The 18729-nt window shown below is 50.7% G+C and carries 13 protein-coding genes and 1 pseudogene; 5 read left to right on the forward strand and 9 right to left on the reverse strand.

Annotation, left to right across the window (positions count from 1 at the left end; genetic code table 11):
- A pseudogene (locus tag ACEW8P_RS12515) lies at positions 1–455 on the forward strand (hypothetical protein); the annotation flags it as partial.
- A 67-nt stretch (positions 456–522) separates the two neighbouring features.
- On the opposite strand, the gene ACEW8P_RS12520 reads toward ACEW8P_RS12515, so the two are convergent.
- Positions 523–1326, reverse strand: a complete 804-nt coding sequence (locus ACEW8P_RS12520) for a S1/P1 nuclease (protein ID WP_373513414.1) — start codon at positions 1324–1326, stop codon at positions 523–525.
- A gap of 177 nt (positions 1327–1503) precedes the next feature.
- Here ACEW8P_RS12520 and ACEW8P_RS12525 point away from each other — a divergent pair, with 177 nt between their 5' ends.
- Entirely contained in the window at positions 1504–2094 is a 591-nt protein-coding gene (locus ACEW8P_RS12525) for a hypothetical protein (protein WP_373513415.1), read from the forward strand.
- Entirely contained in the window at positions 2091–2564 is a 474-nt protein-coding gene (locus ACEW8P_RS12530) for a hypothetical protein (RefSeq protein ID WP_373513416.1), read from the forward strand. The genes ACEW8P_RS12525 and ACEW8P_RS12530 overlap by 4 nt, the downstream gene beginning before the upstream one ends.
- A gap of 77 nt (positions 2565–2641) precedes the next feature.
- Here the strand turns inward: ACEW8P_RS12530 and ACEW8P_RS12535 are convergent, their stop codons facing one another.
- The 8 genes from ACEW8P_RS12535 to ACEW8P_RS12570 form a co-directional block, all read right to left on the reverse strand.
- Entirely contained in the window at positions 2642–4405 is a 1764-nt protein-coding gene (locus tag ACEW8P_RS12535; protein ID WP_373513417.1) for a phospho-sugar mutase, read from the reverse strand.
- A 113-nt stretch (positions 4406–4518) separates the two neighbouring features.
- A complete protein-coding gene (locus ACEW8P_RS12540; RefSeq protein WP_373513418.1) occupies positions 4519–7239 on the reverse strand; it encodes a glucosidase in 2721 nt (906 codons plus the stop codon).
- A 162-nt stretch (positions 7240–7401) separates the two neighbouring features.
- On the reverse strand, positions 7402–9138 hold the full coding sequence (locus ACEW8P_RS12545; protein ID WP_373513419.1) for a D-alanine--D-alanine ligase: 1737 nt from the start codon (positions 9136–9138) through the stop codon (positions 7402–7404).
- A 217-nt stretch (positions 9139–9355) separates the two neighbouring features.
- Positions 9356–9622 (reverse strand): NifU family protein, encoded by a 267-nt coding sequence (locus tag ACEW8P_RS12550; protein WP_373513420.1) that lies wholly within the window; start codon positions 9620–9622, stop codon positions 9356–9358.
- Positions 9623–9676: 54 nt separating this feature from the next.
- Positions 9677–10783 (reverse strand): Mrp/NBP35 family ATP-binding protein, encoded by a 1107-nt coding sequence (locus tag ACEW8P_RS12555; RefSeq protein ID WP_373513421.1) that lies wholly within the window; start codon positions 10781–10783, stop codon positions 9677–9679.
- A gap of 89 nt (positions 10784–10872) precedes the next feature.
- Positions 10873–12030: a molecular chaperone DnaJ gene (dnaJ, locus tag ACEW8P_RS12560; protein ID WP_373513422.1), complete on the reverse strand. Its 1158-nt coding sequence runs from the start codon at positions 12028–12030 to the stop codon at positions 10873–10875.
- A gap of 99 nt (positions 12031–12129) precedes the next feature.
- Complete coding sequence (locus tag ACEW8P_RS12565; RefSeq protein WP_373513423.1) at positions 12130–12741, reverse strand: nucleotide exchange factor GrpE; 612 nt, start codon at positions 12739–12741, stop codon at positions 12130–12132.
- A 261-nt stretch (positions 12742–13002) separates the two neighbouring features.
- Positions 13003–14340 (reverse strand): histidine kinase, encoded by a 1338-nt coding sequence (locus ACEW8P_RS12570; RefSeq protein WP_373513424.1) that lies wholly within the window; start codon positions 14338–14340, stop codon positions 13003–13005.
- Between the two features lie 88 nt (positions 14341–14428).
- Here ACEW8P_RS12570 and queG point away from each other — a divergent pair, with 88 nt between their 5' ends.
- Positions 14429–15373, forward strand: coding sequence for a tRNA epoxyqueuosine(34) reductase QueG (gene queG / locus ACEW8P_RS12575; protein ID WP_373513425.1), 945 nt, complete (start codon positions 14429–14431; stop codon positions 15371–15373).
- Positions 15374–15502: 129 nt separating this feature from the next.
- Positions 15503–18718 (forward strand): YCF48-related protein, encoded by a 3216-nt coding sequence (locus ACEW8P_RS12580; protein ID WP_373513426.1) that lies wholly within the window; start codon positions 15503–15505, stop codon positions 18716–18718.
- Positions 18719–18729 lie beyond the last annotated feature (11 nt).

Here is an 18729-nt window from a genome sequence, read left to right on the forward strand (position 1 = left end):
CTTATTCTTTTGATGAAAACAGCCTGGCCATCCCGGTCAGTGACCCAAACCCGAACGCCGTCTATAAGCTTCGCCGCGACAAGACGGAACTCATTCCGGTGCAGCGACTCAACGGCAACCAACTCACGCTCGAACTACCCAAGAGCAACCAACTCAGCGAAGACCAGTCGGTGGACGCGGGTTACTATGAACTGATGAACGAAGACAAGACCGAACAACTCCTGGCTCTCAACCACGACAATACCGAGTCGAAACTGGAATACTACTCCCCCGATGAATTGCGGGCGGCTTTCTCGGGCATGAAAAACGTGGAAGTATTCGACAAAATCGACGATGCTGCCTTCGCCCGTCAGTTTGAAGATCAAAATTTGGGGACTAGTCTTTGGAAGTACTTTTTGATCGCGGCGCTGGTGTTTTTGTTGGTGGAGATTTTGTTGATTCGGTTCTTGAAGTGAGGTTTTCGGATTTTGATTTTACTTGGGTTGCTTTCGCCCGCTAGACGCGATAAATCGCGTCTCTACATTAGCCGTAGATTTCATTCAAAATCCCCGCCAGGTGAATGCCTGCTTGCATGAGGCAGAGCTGCACGGTGTCGAAATTTTCGTAAGAATAGCGGTAACTGAGTTTTTTATCCTCGGGTAGTGTGTATACCTGAGGCAACAAACCCTGCGACACAGCGGCCCATTCGAGGGTACTCATGGCCTTCCATTGCTTTACCTGATCCTTCGATGGCTCGTTCAGAAAACCTGCCAGGTCGGAGTAGCTGAGTTGTTTGCCTTCGATCATTTCGCTGTCCCACACGCGGTGGAGGTTGGAGTTTTGACCGAACCACGTCACCCGCTCGCGGTTGCCGCCTTGGTCGTCGCGGTCGCCGACATGCAGCGGCTGGTGCAAGTCACCGACCAGGTGTACCAGGAATTTCAGATGCTCGGCTTCCTGCACGGGCGACAAGCGGTGGGTTTTCAGGGCGGCGGTGATTTCCTCAATCTTCATGATAATATCACCCTTCGGATTCTTCTGGCTTTGCTCGTAGGTCTGCCCCGGCAAAATCGTGACCCAGTGCCAGTCGTGGGTGTGGTTGTAGAGCGTGTCGGACTTCACGTCGTCCATGTAGTTGGAGACTTCCGCCAGCGAATTGCAGTTCAGAACATTGGCGATTTTGCGCTTGGCACTTCTCTTCAAATGGTTTTGGGCCACCAAGCCAACTACCCGATGGCCCGTGACGCCCCAGGCGGCGGCCGGGAAATTCAATACGAGTAAACTCAGGGCCAGAACAAGGTACTTTTTCATCTGTACTTTTAAAATGATAGCGGTGGCTTGTATCAATTGAGATTTTTTTGCAAAAGTACTGTTCAAAACCGCTAACCGCTACGCCGGAATGTTATTTTTCGGTAAACAGAGAATGAGGCTGGTTTGGGAAGACTGAGTTTTGTTTGAATATTTGTACAGAAAACAAACTTTGTCGGCCCGAACTACCCGTCAGCTTTCGACAATTGAAAGTACATGAAATCAACCAGCATACTTATCAAGGCCCTTTTGCTAATCGGTACAATGGCGGGTTGTCAGCCAAGAGGCAAATCCGACGCTAGGGAAGATTCAATTTTTGCTCAACGTACCACCACCGCTTCGGTAGCCGATGCCAACTCGCTGGATATTATTTCTTCGGATTCCTATCAGGGCATTTCACCGGGCGATAAATTGGCTGCGCACGAAGACGAGTTGGTGAAAAGCCAACTGGTCAATGGCGAAGGTAATTTTACAGTATACCTCATTCTGAACGAACAAGGCGGCAAAATTGGCTACCTGATGCCCGACCCCAATGACGCAACTATGGTAGGTGACATTACCATCACCTCTTCTACTCCCGTAACAACGGATGGTATGCGCGTGGGCATGACCCTGGGCGACCTCTTCAATCGCTATCGGAATCTGGAAATCCACGGCTCCGAAATTGAGGGCCGCACCACCGCTTCCAAAGACCAGTTGTCTTTTCGGCTCGACGCTGAAAAACACACTTACCAAGTTGACCCAAGAGAAATCCCCTTGAATACCAAGATTACCGAAATTTCAATTAATCGTCCTTCCGTAAAATGAAACTCTTCAAAAACTGGCCGCATCTCATTTTCATTCTCCTGATTTCGGCCTGCAATCCCGCCGCCGACTCACCGGAGAAAGCGAAAGACTATCTCCTGTCCGCGTCGGATTGGGGAATCGAAGCCGTTTACGTTAATGATGCGTTGAGCTACAAAGACGGTAAGCAGGTTCCGAATTTTGGCGGTCCGGTATTCAATCGTTATATGAAAAGCGTGCAGTTTCGGGAGGATGGCGCTTTTGTGGGAAAGTACGAAGACAAGGAGGAACCTAATATTTTGCACTGGGCCATTGACTCAGCCGATAAGGTTATCCTCGTCACGGCAGCCGACACCACTACTGACGCTCGCTCTGGATGGACAATACTCCCCAGCAGCGTCCATGAAGATTACTTCGAGATGACCACCGAAACCGCAGCCTTCGACTACCCCCGCGTAACGAGGATACGGTTGGCTTTTGAAAGAAAGGAGTAGGGAGGAAAGGAGGATGGAAGAAAGGATGGGGCAGCCCATGCTGGCTGACGCAAGCCATCCTTTCCTCCCTTCCTCCTTTACACCAATCCCAACTCCCTCCCAATCGTCTGCACCTTTTCTTTTAATCCGGCATATTCGGCGTCGAAATCTTCGTTGTTTTCCAGGTTGGCGCGGACACCGACGTAAAATTTGATCTTCGGTTCGGTACCGGATGGGCGGCAGGTGAATTTAGTACCGTCGTTAGTAAAAAATTGCAGAACGTTGGATTGCTCAACGCCCATTTGGCCGGAGGGAATGTTGAAAATCGCTCCACTGCGGGTATCTACGTTCTTCAACGATTGGTAGTCGTCCATACGGATGACGGGCGCACCCGCTAGTGACTTGGGCGGATTAGCGCGGAAATCAGCCATCATTTGCTGGATTTCGTCGGCCCCGCTTTTGCCTTTTTTGGTAATGGAAATCAAGCCTTCATAGTAAAAGCCATACTGTTTGTAAATTTCCATCAGCATATCGAACAGGCTGAGTCCCTGATCCTTGGCATAGGCCGTTAGTTCGGCCATAATAGCGCAAGAGGCAATGGCGTCTTTGTCGCGCACGGCGTCGCCGATGAGGTAACCGTAGCTTTCCTCCCCGCCACCGATAAATTCTTCCAAACCCTCCTTCTCGCGGATTACCTGGGCGATGTACTTGAAGCCCGTCAGGGTATTATAGCATTTCACGCCGAAGCCGTCGGCCATGTTGTCGATCAGGTCGGTAGTCACGATCGTCTTGCAGATGAACTGATTGCCCGTCAGTTTCCCCGCTTTCTTCCAGGCCGAGAGCAGGTAGTATATCAGCAGACTAGCAGTTTGGTTGCCGTTCAACAGTTGTAGTTCGCCATGGTGATTTTTTGCCCCGATGCCCACGCGGTCGGCGTCGGGATCGGTTCCCATGATGAGGTCAGCATCAATTTCCTTTGCTTTCTCCAACGCCAGACTCATAGCCTCGCTTTCTTCAGGATTCGGGTAAACGACCGTCGGAAATTGACCGTTGCCGTTGGGCTCAGCCTGCTTTTCGATGACGGTCACGTTGGTAAATCCCATTTCTTTCAAAACGCGCGGCACCAGCATTACGCCCGTGCCGTGGATGGGCGTAAAGACGATCTTCGTGTCTTTCTGATTTTTGATAGCCTCTTTGGAGATAGAAAGCGACAGAATGTGATCGACGTACTTTTTATCGATTTCTTCCCCAATGCTGTGGATCAAATCGGGATTCCCTTCGAACTTGATTTCCTCCACCGAACCAATCGCGTTCACCTCGTCGATGATGTTACGGTCGTGCGGGGCAACTACCTGCGAGCCATCGACCCAGTAGGCCTTATAGCCATTATATTCCTTGGGATTGTGCGAGGCCGTGACAACTACACCGCTTTTGCAATCTAATTCACGAATCGCGAAAGAAAGCTCGGGCGTGGGACGCAGCGAATCGAAGAGATAAACCGTGATGCCGTTGCCCGAAAAAATATCGGCGATGATCTGGGAAAATTCGTCTGACTTGATGCGAGAATCGTAGGCGATTACGACTTTGATATCGTCGTCAGGAAAGTTTTTATTGAGGTAGTTGGCCAGGCCCTGCGTCGCTTTACCTACCGTGTAGCGGTTCATGCGATTGGAACCGATACCAATCAGACCACGCAAACCGCCCGTGCCAAATTCCAAATCTTTATAAAAGGCATCCGTCAGCTCGGTGCTGCTGCCGTCGTCAATCATTTTTTGGATCGCGGCCTTAGTATCTTTATCGTAATTTCCTTCCAGCCAGGAGTGTACTTTCTTTTCTACGTTCTCTTCGAGTTGTACGGACATTTCTTGAATGATGAGTGATGAATGATGAATTACGCCATCAGGCACTAAAAAAGTGCCAGCCGTAAATTATTGAGTCTGGCACTAATTCCTTAAAGTATATTTCCGGGTAGTTCTTACCCTTTATCTACCACTAAATTCATCAACTCCTGCTCATTATCTTCCTGTAAAGAGGCGGCGGATTTAGCTTTGATCTGGGAAGTTTTTAAGATTAGTTCAGCTACCAGACCCGTCCATCCCGTTTGGTGTTCGGCTCCGCAGCCTCGACCGTTATCACCGTCGAAGTACTCAAAGAACAGGATGTGATCGCGGAAATGGGGGTCTGTTTGTAATTTTTCTTTATCGCCGTACACGGCCCGGCGGTCGTTTTCGTCCTTCTTGAATATTCCGATGAGGCGTTCCCCGAGGGCTACCGCCACCTCGTCAATTGTCATGAGATTGCCGGAATTGGTGGGGTACTCGACCTCATAATCATCGCCGTAGTAGGAATGGAATTTTAGCAAAGAGTCAAATATCAGGTAGTTCAGCGGAAACCAGATTGGCCCGCGCCAATTGGAATTACCACCCATGATATTGGTGAGTGCTTCAGCGGGCGTGTAGCCTACCTGGAGTACTTCCCCATTGATGTAGAACTTGTAAGGATTATCCTGATGATACTTCGACATGGCCCGCACGCCGTAGTCCGACAGGAATTCCTGATCGTCCAACATTCTTTTCAGGATCATCTTCATTCGGTGACCCCGCAGAATGGCCAATAGGCGGTTTTCACCCTTGCCCGACTCGAACCAGCGCGAAATCAATCGTGCCAGATCGGGACGATTGGCCAGCACCCACTCCACGCGCCGCTTGAAAATGGGCATTTTTTCCAGCATCTGAGGATCCAGGATTTCGACAGCGAACAGGGGAATCAGCCCCACAATCGAGCGCACTTTTAACAAAACGCTTTGGCCGTTTGGAATGTGGATCACGTCGTAGTAAAACTGGTCTTCTTCATCCCACAACTTAATGGTAGAGTTTTTGTCGCCCATCGCTTCCATCGCTCCGGCGATGTACAAAAAATGCTCGAAAAACTTAGAGGCCATATCCTGATAAACGGGCTGTTTTAGCGCAATTTCTACCGATATGCGCAGCATATTCAGTGTGTACATAGCCATCCACCCTGTGGCGTCGGCCTGTTCGAGCTTACCGCCGAAGGGCATGGGCGTGGAGCGGTCGAATACGCCAATGTTGTCTAATCCCAGAAATCCCCCGCTGAAAATATTGTTACCCGTGTCGTCTTTTTGGTTGACCCACCAGGTGAAGTTGAGGAGTAGTTTGTGGAAGTTCTTTTCCAAGAACTCGATGTCACCTACCCCGTCGTTCTGCTCCCGGTCGATTTCGTATACCTTCCAGGTAGCCCAGGCATGAACGGGCGGATTGACATCCGAGAAATTCCACTCGTATGCAGGAATCTGCCCGTTGGGGTGCATGTAATATTCCCGGAGCAGAATTTCCAATTGCCGCTTGGCAAAGTCGGCATCGATACGGGCCAGCGGGATGCAGTGAAAAGCCGAATCCCAGGCCGCAAACCAAGGATACTCCCACTTGTCAGGCATCGAAATCAGATTGGCTGCATAAAGGTGTTTCCAGCCCGAGTTTCGCCCCCATTTGCGGGCCGGTGCGGGGCTCGGGTGCGCCGGGTCGCCTTTCAGCCATTCGTACACATTGTAGTAGTAAAATTGCTTGTTCCACATCATGCCGGCGTAGGCCTGCCGCTGAATGGACAGCAATTCCTTGTCCTTGACGTCGCGCTGAATATCAGCGTAGAACTCATCGGCCTCGCGGATACGCTTATCGAACATATCGTCGAAGCCACCGAATGGCTCCGAAATGGTGTGGTTCACCAACCGCATTCTGACCGAAACGCTTCCCCCCGCTTTTACAATGCGCGAAAACTTACCCGACGCCTTCGTGCCTATTTGGTTAGGATTGATTGTCTTGGACTTGCGACCACTGATGATGAAGTCATTAATCCCGTCCTTGGGGTAGGGTGAGGCGTTAGGCGTACCGTACAGCTTTTTAAAGTTCGTTTCGTTCTCGCAAAAGAGAATTTCGTCGGTATTATCCAGGTAAAAATTGAACTTGCCGTGCTTGCGGTGGTTCACTTCGATGATGCGGTTGGCCAGACCGTTCATCATTGGCTTATAGTCAAATTCTGGATAGCCCCAAGACCAGGTATTACGAAAAGCGATGGTTGGCAGGATCGTGATTGGCGCGTCTTTTGGCCCGCGATTGTGTACCGTCACCCGCATCATTACATCTTCCTGATCGGCCTTGGCGTACTCGATGTAGATATCGAAGTACTCGTCGTTGTCAAAAATTCCGGTATCAGTAATTTCGTATTCCAACTCCGTCTTGCCACGTCGGCCGTTTTCCTGGCGGATTTTCTCGTAAGGAAACAGATTTTGCGGGTACTTGTACAACATTTTCATGTAAGAGTGCGTGGGCGTGCTGTCAAGATAGTAGTACATATCTTTGACGTCCTCGCCGTGGTTGGCCTCGGTATTTGCCAGCCCAAACATGCGCTCTTTCAGTAGTTTGTCCTTATGATTCCAGAAGGCGAAAGACAGGCAAATGTGCTGCTTACTGTCAGAGAAGCCACCAATCCCCTCTTCGCCCCAACGGTACGCTTTGGAGCGGGCCATTTCGTGCGTGATGTAGTTCCAGGCATCGCCGTTGCGGCTGTAATCCTCGCGCACTGTACCCCACTGACGTTCGGTCAGGTAGGGGCCCCATTTTTTCCAGCCTTTGTTTTCTTTTTGGAGGGTAAGTCTAACTCTTTCTGCGCTATTGGCCATTCTGGATTTATGATTAAATCGGCAAGGAAGGTACGTTACTTGTTTACTTTCAGACAACTAAACATTGCAAAGTTGGCTTTATCCTATGTTCAGTTTTTTTGCAAATAAAATAGATTCGAAGAAGATTGATTATTCCACTTACGACAAGTTCAGCGAATCAGGTCACTTCCCTAGAATTATCCAATCTTCTACATCAGCAATACCATCGAGAGAGTCGCTTTTGTGCACCCAAAGATTCACCTCGCCCGCATAAAATTTCGTGAGCGATCGTCCCTCTTCGGAAGTTTGCACCAACAAAGGATCTCGTTCCCGCCGACACTCCTGCAAAATATCCTCCACGTATTCCTTGAACATAAGTTGTACGGGTAGTTGGAAATATTCTGCCTCATTCACCTTCAAAACCGGGACGGGCCGATACTCTCCTCCCGCATTAATCAGGCCGAACTCTCGCTGAGCGGCAGCGTACTCGCTCTCGTCAGTACCAAACAGGATACCCTTGCGTGGCAAATCGGCCTCTACTCCTGCTTTTATTCGTGCCTCCAGATCCGTTAGTATCGTGCGCAGTTGCCACACTTCCTTTCCCGTTCGAATGCGCTCGCGAATGGATTGTCGGATAAAGTATGTCAAAGACTGGGTTACGTTCAGTCCAATCTCAGCCATTTGTTTGAAGATGAGTGAAGTCGGCGACATCCCCGGAATGGTATTCGGATCGTGTAACAGAATCTCGTCTTCAGGTGTCAGTAATCCATCGATGCGGGCGCAAACGTTGATACCCAAACGTCCAAATACCAAGGCGATGACCTCCCGAATTCTTTGATTGTTTTCCAGGGAAGTGCCCACCGGGATGCGCTTGCGGGTCGCGCCGGGTCTGTATTTGGCGTTAAAATCAAATACCTCAACGGCCTTTATAACCTCCGTGGGCGGTAAGGCGAAAGGCGTACCATCGTTCAGTTGAATGCAGCCACAGGAAAATTCCTGCCCGCGTACGAAGGTTTCCAGCAGTACCTGATCTTCGGCGTTGTTACTGGAGAGCGTGATTTTATGCTTATTTTTGGAAAAAGCGTTATCGAGAAAATCAATTAAAGAATCTGGATGACGGAACGTCTGGTTTTCAGTGACGACCGGGAATCCAATGCCTTCATCCAGATTGGCGACGCGTTGCGCCCAGTACTTCTTATCGTCGTCGCTGAGCTTCTCCCAGTCCTCTCCCGTCAATTCTACCTGAAAAAAACATTGGTCGATGGCCTTCGTAAATTCAGCGAAATCATCTTTTTGTACGATGGCGACACCAATCGAAGAACCTTGATGCGGTGCTTTCACCACGATCGGCAGGCCCAGTTCTGTTTTTGTTCTTTCAAAAATCGCCCGGCGATCCTGCGTCTGCCAGGCTTCGTGGCGTAGTACATCCGTTTTTTTTTCTTGCCCGTTAGCCAGGGCGATCATTTCGTTCTGCAGGATTTTGTCGATCCCCACCGCCGACCCCATCAGACCGGGGCCGCTGTACGGTATGCGGTACCATTCGAGCAACCCCTGAATCGCCCCATCTTCGCAATCCGGGCCGTGCATGGCCAAAAAAGCGAAGTCAAAATGCCGGGAGAAATCCTGTGGCAGAATTTCTTCGCCGATTTCGGGCTCAATTTCCCGGGTAGCCAGCTCGGCAAAGGATTCTGCATACAGTCGATAGCCACCACTGTTATGTCTTGAGGAGGGATAGAAATCGCGGATTTCCTTTTCGTACAAAACCTCTGGCTGTACTTTAATAAAGCGGCCGAAGCTATCCACGAAAACAGGAACAGCATCGAAGAGGATTTTGTCAAGATGTTCGTAGGCCGTTTTACCCCCGGCAAAGGATATCTCACGCTCGCGGGAGGGCCCGCCGAAAAAAATACCGACTTTCATTTATTGAATGGACAGTTGACTGTGCCAGTTGACGACCAAATGCGATGTAGTTCCGGTCTTTATGGTACGCTTCTGGCAAGTTGGGGCACAAAAAAACACAACCGCAAGATAAGGGTCGTGTCTTGAATTAAATAGGAAGAGTGGGAAAAACGATGTTTGGGGAGTGTTTATTTTCGAAACCCAGAACTTAACTTCATGAAACTCTGTGACCTAAAATCTACGAAGCGAGAGAAGGGACATTAATGGCTTCGACGCGTAGCACGTGGGGAACGGCTTTGCGGATTGACTCTTCCAGTCCGGCGCGGAAGGTCATGGCGTTCATGGGGCAAGTTTGGCACGAACCGACTAGTTCGAGCCGCACGATGAGATCGTCGGTAACCTCAGAAAGCACGACGTTGCCGCCATCAGCTTCCAGATAAGGGCGCACCGAGTCGAGCGCGTGTTCGATCAAACCTTCAATTTTTGTTCTTTCTTCTAAAACCATTGTGTAGGAATATGCGCTAAAATGCACTATTTTATCCAAATATCAAACTTCTTCTTACAACCGCATCTCGACGACTTTGGTTTTCTCGACCTTGGCGTTCCGAATAGCGACCTGCTGCGCCAAAGCCTCAGCGGCTTCACGAAAAGCATCGGCTGCGACTGATTCGGTAGTCATCACCGCCGGTCGGCCTTCATCGCCCGCTTCGCGAATGCTCTGCACCAGCGGGATCTGGCCCAGAAATGGCACTTCGTAGCGCTCGGCCAATTTGCGGCCGCCACCTTGCCCAAAAATGTAATACTTATTATCTGGCAACTCTGCCGGGGTAAAGTACGCCATGTTTTCGATCACACCCAACACGGGAACATTTATCTGCGGCTGCCGGAACATGGCCAGTCCCTTGTTGGCGTCGGCAATAGCGACTTTCTGGGGCGTCGTCACAATCACTGCGCCCGTTACGGGGACAGTCTGCACCAGCGTAAGGTGGATGTCGCTGGTACCAGGCGGCAGATCAATTAATAGGTAGTCCAGTTCGCCCCAATCGGTATCGCCAAAAAACTGTTTCAATGCCTGACTGGCCATTGGACCGCGCCACACCACCGCGCTGTCAGGCGGCGTGAGGAAACCAATAGAAATCAGCTTAATACCGTATTGCCGAATCGGATTGATGTAGTTCTTCCCGTCTTTCGGTGTAATGGTCGGCTGCATTTCCTCAGCTCCAAACATGACGGGAATCGACGGGCCGTAAATATCGGCGTCGATGATACCAACTTTCGCGCCCGAGCGGTGCAGTGCCATCGCCAGATTGGCCGTGACGGTAGACTTGCCCACGCCGCCTTTGCCCGAAGCAATAGCGATGACATTCTTTACGCCTGGGATCACTACGGCCCCGCCGCGCGTAGAAGTCACATCGGCAGTCAGGTTGACCGTCACGTCGATGTCAGCAGCAAGGTGCTTGTGAATTGCCTCGACACATCGCGAGCGAATCAACTCTTTCAAAGGACAGGCCGGGGTCGTCAACACCACAGTAAAACTCACCTGATTGACACCGACCTCAATATCCCGTACCATACCAAGCGTGACCAGATCTTTTTTCAGATCCGGCTCTTCTACAGTACCAAGGGCCTGCAATACTTTTTCCTTATTGATCGTGAATTCTCCCAATTTTATTTAGTGGACAGTTGACAATGGACAGTTGAGAGTTGAAATCCTCAGTTCAACATCAATTCAATAGTTCAACGATTAAACATCCTTCAATGAAAAAAGTCCTTCATGTTGTCAAAGAAGCCTTTTTCGTTCGTGCCGGGTTTAGGTTGAAAGTTCGGCGAGTCGCGGAGCGTTTCAAGGGTGCTGCGCTCTTCGCTTGATAGCTGCTGTGGCGTCCAGACATTGACATGGACGAGCTGATCGCCGCGTCCGTAGCCGTTGATATCTTTGATACCCTTTCCTTTCAGGCGCAGGATTTTTCCGGCCTGCGTACCGGGTTCGATGGTAATCCGGGCTTTCCCGTCGATAGTCGGAATTTCCGTAGAAGTACCTAAGGCGGCATCCACAAAACTCAGGTGCATGTCGAAAACTACGTTGTTGCCATCGCGTTTGAGGTATTCGTTTTCTTCTTCTTCGATTACAATCAGCAGGTCGCCCGCCACGCCTCCACGCTGCGGTACATTACCCTTGCCCGACATAGACAACTGCATTCCGTCGCCGACACCACCCGGAATGTTGAGCGTGATGAGGTCGTCCTGCATCAGGCGGCCTTCACCCGCACAGACCTCACAACGTTCGATCACAACTTTGCCTTCGCCCTGGCAGGTTGGACAAGTACTGCTGGAAACCATCTGGCCGAGCATAGTATTGACCACCTTTCGTACCTGACCATTGCCCTGGCACGTAGAACAAGTCTCCAGGGCAGTGCCGTTCTTGGCACCATTGCCACCGCAGGTATCGCAGGCCACATGACGCTTGACTTTGATCTTTTTCTCCGCGCCGTTTGCGACCTCATTCAGGTCGAGTTTCAGTTTGATGCGTAGGTCGGAGCCGCGCCGTTGCCGACGACCACCGCCGCCGAACATGTCGCCAAACGGACTTCCGCCGCCCCCGCCATTACCGAAGATATCGCCGAACTGCGAGAAAATATCTTCCATCGTGAAGCCGCCGCTGAAGCCGCCAGCACCCGCCGAGCTACCAACGCCACGATGGCCGAAGCGGTCATACTGACTACGCTTGGTCTCATCGCTCAGGACGCTATACGCCTCGGCAGCTTCTTTGAATTTATCCTCAGCGGTAGGGTCGTCAGGATTTTTATCAGGGTGAAATTTAATCGCCAGCTTGCGGTAAGCCTTTTTAATATCCTCGACTGCCGCCTTACGATCCACGCCCAGTATTTCGTAATAATCTCTTTTACTTGCCATATTTATTCAATGGAGAATGGAGAATAGGGAGTGGAAAGTGCCGTCCAGTCCCCTTCCATTCAATAAATTAATTCTTTTTTCTGTTGTGTTGCTCATCCATTAGACGCCCACTACCACCTTGGCGTAGCGGATGACCTTGTCGTTGAGAAAATATCCTTTTTCGACCTCGTCCACTACCATACCTTTCAATTCAGGGCTAGGGGCGGGAAACTGGGCGATGGATTCGTGGAGTTCAGCGTCGAAGGGCAACCCTAATGTTTTCATTGGCTTCAGGCCTTTCGATTCCAGGGTTTTGTAAAGCTTGTTGTAAATCAAATCCACGCCCTCTTTCAGGGGTTTCACTTCTGTCGTATCGTCAAAGGATTTGATGGCCCGCTCGAAGTCGTCCACCACCGGCAGGATATTTTTCATCGTATCGGCGTTGGCAGTACTAATTAGTTCCAGACGCTCCTTGGCGGTACGGCGGCGGAAGTTCTCTAAATCGGCATACAAGCGAAGGTACTTGTCCTTCATCTCGGCCAATTCGAGTTTGAGTTTTTCCTCCGGCGTCATCTCGAATACCTCTCCTTCAACTACTTCATTTTCAGGGGTGCCTTCTTCGGAAACCAACTCATCCGCTGCTATCTCCTCGTTGATTTCTTTTTCTACCTTGTCGGAAAAGCCGACCGGCTCTTGCGACATATCTTCCAAATGTTCGTTATTCTCTGCCATTGCTAGGTGCGTAGTTATGTTTATTGGTCGGATTCTAAGCCAGATTTTGCTTAAAAAAACTTTACAGGAATCTAACAACCAATAGTTTAAGTTTTGTTTTAAAAAATCACTCAGATCAATCCATACTCAGTAAAATAAACCTGCCAGCAACAGTAGGCTGACAGATTGACATTTCATTTCAATTTTGATTCAAAAACCTCGGGGCGCTCTGAAGGACCTGCCGATGTGATGAATGAACAGAGCGAGTACTTGATGATACACCTACACTTCTAAGGGACAAATGAGGGAGGTTTTGGTGCCGGAATGGGGGGTACTTTCGATTTGAAGTTGGCCGTTGAGTGATTCGGCGCGTTTTTTCAAACTGATTAGGCCATTGCCAGGATGCTTCAAAGTTGCATCGAAACCCTGACCGTCGTCTTTAACGTATAGGGAGATCCTCTCCGACGACGTCCGAAATTGGACGTACACATTTTCGGCTTGGGAATGCCGCAAGGCGTTATGTATGATTTCCTTATAAATCAAATAAAGGTCACGCCGCAAATGTGAGGGAACCGGTTGCCCGTTGGTTTTGAAATCAAAGTGGAGCTTGGTTGGGTGGTGTTGGTAGAGCCCAAGGCCCATTTCCCGCATCCTGTCCGCAAACTGCTGACTGGAATCGTGGGCAGAATGCAGGCTCCATACAATCTCACGCATGAGCTTGATGACCTTGCGCGCCGTTTCGCCGATTTGCTTGAGCGACTCCCGCGCCAGGGTCGGGTCGGTGAGCATTTGGTGAGCTACGGCATGGCTCACCATGCTTATGCTGGCAAGGTCGGCTCCCAATTCGTCATGCAGATCGCGGGCAATATCATCGCGAATTTTCAAAAGCTTCTGGTTTTTGAGCTCATTCTCGCGAAGTTGGCCAATGAGTTGTTCCTGCACCCGGATTTTTTCCAGTTCGTTTTCCTGGTTACGAAGCGCCATCCCAAGTGTGAAGCATAGTACCTCCCCTACTACGCCCAACTGCATATAAGTGACCGAAAAGGTGAAAGGATTATCAGGATTGCGATTGAAAACGTCCGGGAAGTAGTTGACAATCAGAGCAAAGAGACAACCTGCTACGAAAATTAGGGAACCCGTGATAAAGTATGAAACTACGGGCTGTCGCAGTCTTAAAATGCGCGGCACGACCACTAAGGCAACCCCCGCTATGGCAAATCGGAACACGGCGTAGCTCAGGCTTTTTAGTTGATCGCCTGCGTCCAGCAGAAATAACAATCCTTCAAAAACGGTTTCTACCGCCAGCAAAATTACCATTCCCCGCAAAATGCGGTAACTTCGAGAATCTTTTTCCCGGATGCCGATGAGTTGTACCGCGAAACTGATATACATGACAAAGGCCAGCGATTCCAGACAGGTGATCCAATAGTTGGTTCCCGGCATATACTCGGTGGTAGCGTCAGCGTCGTCGAGGTAAAAGGTGATAGTAATACACACGATGTACACCGTATACTGCCAGTAAATAGGCTTCCGCTGCTGGAAATAGCTGAGCAGCGCGAATAGAGCCATCATGTACAGCATGCCGTCCAGGAAAAACCGCAGAGCCTCGTAGGAATGCATAATTCGTGTGTGGTTTTTTCTATAAAGAATTCATGAAACCAGATATACGCAAATTTTCATCCTCAACTTTCCAAGCTCAAACAAATAAATGACTACCGCCGACCTCGTCCAGCAAGAACGCTCACGTCTCATAAAAGTCAAGGCCGCCGAATTAGGCTTCGATTTTTGTGGCGTATCCAAGGCGGACTTCCTGGAAGCGGAAGCCCCACGGCTGGAAGATTGGCTGAACCGCAATCACCATGGTAAAATGGCCTATATGGCAAACCACTTCGACAAACGCCTCGACCCACGCAAGCTAATGGACGGGGCGAAGTCGGTAGTTTCTGTACTTCTCAACTACTACCCCGAAGAACGACTTCCCGAAGGCCCGGACGACTATAAACTCTCCAAGTACGCTTACGGCACCGATTACCATTTTGTGCTGAAGGATAAGCTCAAAGACCTCCTCGCCTTCATCCATACCGACATCGGCGAGGTGGCGGGCCGCGCTTTCGTGGACTCTGCCCCGGTCATGGATAAAGTCTGGGCGGCCCGCAGCGGCTTGGGCTGGGTAGGCAAGCACTCCAACCTCCTTAACCGCGATATGGGTAGTTTTTTCTTCATCGGCGAGCTCATCCTCGACCTCGACCTGGCCCCCGACGGCCCCGTGGCCGACTACTGCGGCACGTGCACCCGCTGCGTGGACGCCTGCCCCACCGACGCCATCACCGAACCCTACGTCGTGGACGGCAGCAAGTGCATCAGCTACTTCACGATCGAGCTTAAAGAAGCTATTCCCGAGGAAGTGCGGGGAAAATTCGAAAATTGGGTTTTCGGCTGCGACATCTGCCAGGATGTCTGCCCATGGAACCGCTTCTCGCGGCCACAAACTACCCCCGAATTTGACCTTTCGCCGGAGTTAAAGGCTTTCACCAAGTCGGATTGGGAGGAAATCACCGAGGAGGTTTTCAAAGAAATCTTCCGCCGCTCACCCATGAAGCGGACGAAGCTGGCGGGGTTGAAGCGGAATGTGGGGTTTGTACGGGGGGAGTAAAGTTATTTTTGGATGAAAAATATTACAGAAAAATAACTTACTATTTGCTCTCGTGCCTGATAGAGTGGAGTATTTGTAATTTTCCCCTAGCGTCCAACCACGATACTCCACTCTTTTCGATGTACTCCCATGAAAACACTTTTCGCGTCCGCCTCACTCCGCGCAATGCATCGCTTCGCTAAGCACCTATCTCTCAGCCTATTTCTGCTAGCTGGCTTTTCGACACTGGCCCAGCCGGGGCTGGTTGCGCACTACTCCTTCAACGGCATCTTCTTCGACCAAACTACCAACGGCAATCACGCCATCGCCACGGGCAATCCGGCTTTCGTCGCAGACCGCAACGACCAAGCCAACAGTGCCGTCAGTTTCGGGGGCTGTGGTAATCCGCAATTTCTGCGCGTGCCGAACTCGGCAAGCCTGCAAGTGACCAATGCCATGACGGTGGCTTTCTGGGCCAAAGTCGATCTGAGCAGCGGCATGGACCCCGGCACGGGTAGTTGCAACGCCAATGGCCGCCATGTTTTTTTTGCCAAAGCGGGCGACGGCTACGGCGTGTCGCCGCCGGGTATTCTGGGACTGACCTATCCGCAGGACGGACAGCAGCGCGTCACGTTTGAATCTTCTACCAACTCGGGGCAGGTGAATATGAGTTTAGCCAAAGATTTGCCCGGCCCTAGCTGGCATCACTACGTGTATGCACTCACAACCAGCGAGGTAAAGCTCTACATCGACGCCCAACTCGTCCAAACTACCCCCGCTGCTTTGTCCTTTGCGGAGGCTAACCAGCAGGATTTGTACCTAGGCGTGATGGGGCCAAAATCCTCCCCCGTGCTGGGCGTCACCAACTGGTACCCGATGCAGGGTACTTTGGACGATGTCAGGATTTTCAACCGGGCGTTGGGCGCGGCTGAAGTCAGTACTGTTTTTGCCTCTGACGATGCAGGTAGCTGCGCCCCCGCCGCCGCGACGATTCTCCCGGCGGGCAACGCCGTTTTCTGCGAGGGCCAGTCACTCACGCTGAAAGCTACCAATATTCCACCGGGCGTAGCCCTGCAATGGCAACCCGACGGGCAAGCCATCGCGCAGGGCACTTTGGATAGTCTGGTAGTTGATCAAACGGGTACTTATCGGCTGGAAAATATCAAGCGGCAGGATGCCTGGAAGAGCGACATCAGTGGCTTCAAGACGACGATGAACGATGTGCAGTTTTTGGGCAACACGGGTTGGATAGTAGGCGAGTACGGACTGGTGTTGAAAACTACCGATGGCGGAGGTACTTTCGACACACTCACAACGGGCCGGCAAGCAACCCTTACTACGGTGAGTTTCGTGAATGCGCAGGTCGGCTACGTGGGCGGAGCAGGCGGTTTGGTATTGAAAACGACCAACGGCGGCACCTCCTGGTTTCCGTTGAATTTCCCAAGCAGCGGCGCGGTCAGGAAAGTCCAGTTTATGAATGAAAATACTGGCTACGTTCTTGCCTCGCAACCCGGCTACAATACCGATGGATTTTTGTACAAAACTACCAACGGAGGCAGCGACTGGATTCAGGTTGGTTTGCCCAACGCCGACAAGCTGGTGGATATCGCGTTTGTGGACACGGACTTCGGGTGGATCGCATCGTCGAAGGAGATTCACACAACCAGCGATGGCGGGATTAGTTGGACTCTTAGGAAAAATATATCCGATTGCTACTCAAAACGTTTCATAATGATTCATGCCTTCAATAAAAACACCGCCTGGGCTATGTTTTACCCTGACGGATATTGTAGCAATAGCACTAATACACTTATGAGAACAACCGATGGTGGCGCAACCTGGACCGAGCATTACCTTTCGTTCCCATACGCCACCACTCCACTCAGTTCATACTTGTCTCCTACCGATATTAACTTTCGTGACTCACAAAACGGCTATGTTGTCGCTGGCTTTTCCAGCAAAATAGGAGGTTCCAATACCTGGGGAGGCAACGTCATTTATCGTACCCAGAACGGCGGACAGACCTGGACGAACATTTATGACAACATTCTCGAAGCCGACCCATACGCAATCGCGTTTGTGAGTCCGACCCAAGCGTTAGCGGTTGGGAACGGAGGGTTGTTGTTAGACATTTCAAATACCGGAACTATCTCTACCAGAAATCCACAAAATCGTACCTACTTACCACTCAAAACGGTAGCCGGAAACTCAAGCCGGGTCTTTGTGGGCGGAGGAACCATCAATTTTCCTCAACAGAATGTAAGCAATCCGAGGAGTGCCTTACTGACAAAAACACCGGGTCAGGATTGGGTCAAAACGGAAACCATGATTGTCCCGCCGCACAATGGCGTGATTGGTACTGTATATAATCAGATAAAATTCAAAAATGACAAGTTTGGCTGGCGAGTCGCCTACCGAACTATAAGTACCACCCACGATGGCGGCGATACCTGGATGCCTATTTTTGATAATTTTGGTCAGGAGAGTCCTCCCTGGTTTTATTTTTATTCTATTGAAAAAGCTTACTTCCAGAATGATAGTACAGGTTTCGTATTGGCAGCCGTTCCGACAGCCGGACTTGGTCTGATGAGCATCAAAGGAAAGTCGCGCAGCAGTATAGAGATTACCTACAAAGACCAGGGTGCTTCTTTCAGCGCGGGGATGCTCGACTTGCAGTTCATAAACAACAGTACGGGATTCATTACCACTTATAACGGCAAGCTCATTAGAACTACCGATGGCGGTAACTCGTGGAGTGTTCAGCTGGTCAAAGCCGATACACCACTTTACCGAGTCTTTTTCATCAATCCTCAAACGGGTTGGGTGATTGGAAACGGCGGCTTGATCCTGAAAACCACCGACGGGGGGAGTAGCTGGGCTGAACAAACCTCCGGCACCACGGCCGACTTGCGAAGTATTCTTTTCCTGTCTGAGCAGGAGGGCTATGTGGTCGGCGGCAATGGCACCCTCCTCAAAACTTCCAACGGCGGCAACACTTGGGTCAAAATCGAAACCAATACGCCCAATACTTTAATAGACATCGCCTTTATAAATCGAGATGAGGGCTACATCGTGGGAGAGTCCGGCACCATACTCTCCTTCAACCCCACCCTCCTGCCCGACTGCAAAACTACTTCGGCGGCGGTGAACGTGAGTCTCAATCCCGGCGCGGTTTGTGAATCCAAGGCCAACGGTGATTGGGATAACGCCACCACCTGGAGTTGCGGACACGTGCCGCTGGTTTGCGACCAGGTAGTGGTCAGCCATCTAGTGACGCTTGGCCAGTCAGTTCAAGTACGGGCGGTGGAAATACAAGAAAATGGTCAGTTGGCCGTGCAGGGTGGGAATATGCGTTTGGAGAATTAGATCGGGCAGCT

The sequence above is a fragment of the Persicitalea sp. genome (genome assembly GCF_041751555.1).
In the GTDB taxonomy this organism is placed as follows: Bacteria; Bacteroidota; Bacteroidia; order Cytophagales; family Spirosomataceae; genus Persicitalea.

Excerpts from the sequence above, each read along its gene's own strand:
- ACEW8P_RS12525 (WP_373513415.1), top strand. The coding sequence starts at position 1,504 with ATGAAATCAACCAGCATACTTATCAAGGCCCTTTTGCTAATCGGTACA.
- ACEW8P_RS12530 (WP_373513416.1), top strand. The coding sequence starts at position 2,091 with ATGAAACTCTTCAAAAACTGGCCGCATCTCATTTTCATTCTCCTGATT.
- ACEW8P_RS12535 (WP_373513417.1), bottom strand. The coding sequence starts at position 4,405 with ATGTCCGTACAACTCGAAGAGAACGTAGAAAAGAAAGTACACTCCTGG.
- ACEW8P_RS12540 (WP_373513418.1), bottom strand. The coding sequence starts at position 7,239 with ATGGCCAATAGCGCAGAAAGAGTTAGACTTACCCTCCAAAAAGAAAAC.
- ACEW8P_RS12545 (WP_373513419.1), bottom strand. The coding sequence starts at position 9,138 with ATGAAAGTCGGTATTTTTTTCGGCGGGCCCTCCCGCGAGCGTGAGATA.
- ACEW8P_RS12550 (WP_373513420.1), bottom strand. The coding sequence starts at position 9,622 with ATGGTTTTAGAAGAAAGAACAAAAATTGAAGGTTTGATCGAACACGCG.
- dnaJ (WP_373513422.1), bottom strand. The coding sequence starts at position 12,030 with ATGGCAAGTAAAAGAGATTATTACGAAATACTGGGCGTGGATCGTAAG.
- ACEW8P_RS12565 (WP_373513423.1), bottom strand. The coding sequence starts at position 12,741 with ATGGCAGAGAATAACGAACATTTGGAAGATATGTCGCAAGAGCCGGTC.
- ACEW8P_RS12570 (WP_373513424.1), bottom strand. The coding sequence starts at position 14,340 with ATGCATTCCTACGAGGCTCTGCGGTTTTTCCTGGACGGCATGCTGTAC.
- queG (WP_373513425.1), top strand. The coding sequence starts at position 14,429 with ATGACTACCGCCGACCTCGTCCAGCAAGAACGCTCACGTCTCATAAAA.
- ACEW8P_RS12580 (WP_373513426.1), top strand. The coding sequence starts at position 15,503 with ATGAAAACACTTTTCGCGTCCGCCTCACTCCGCGCAATGCATCGCTTC.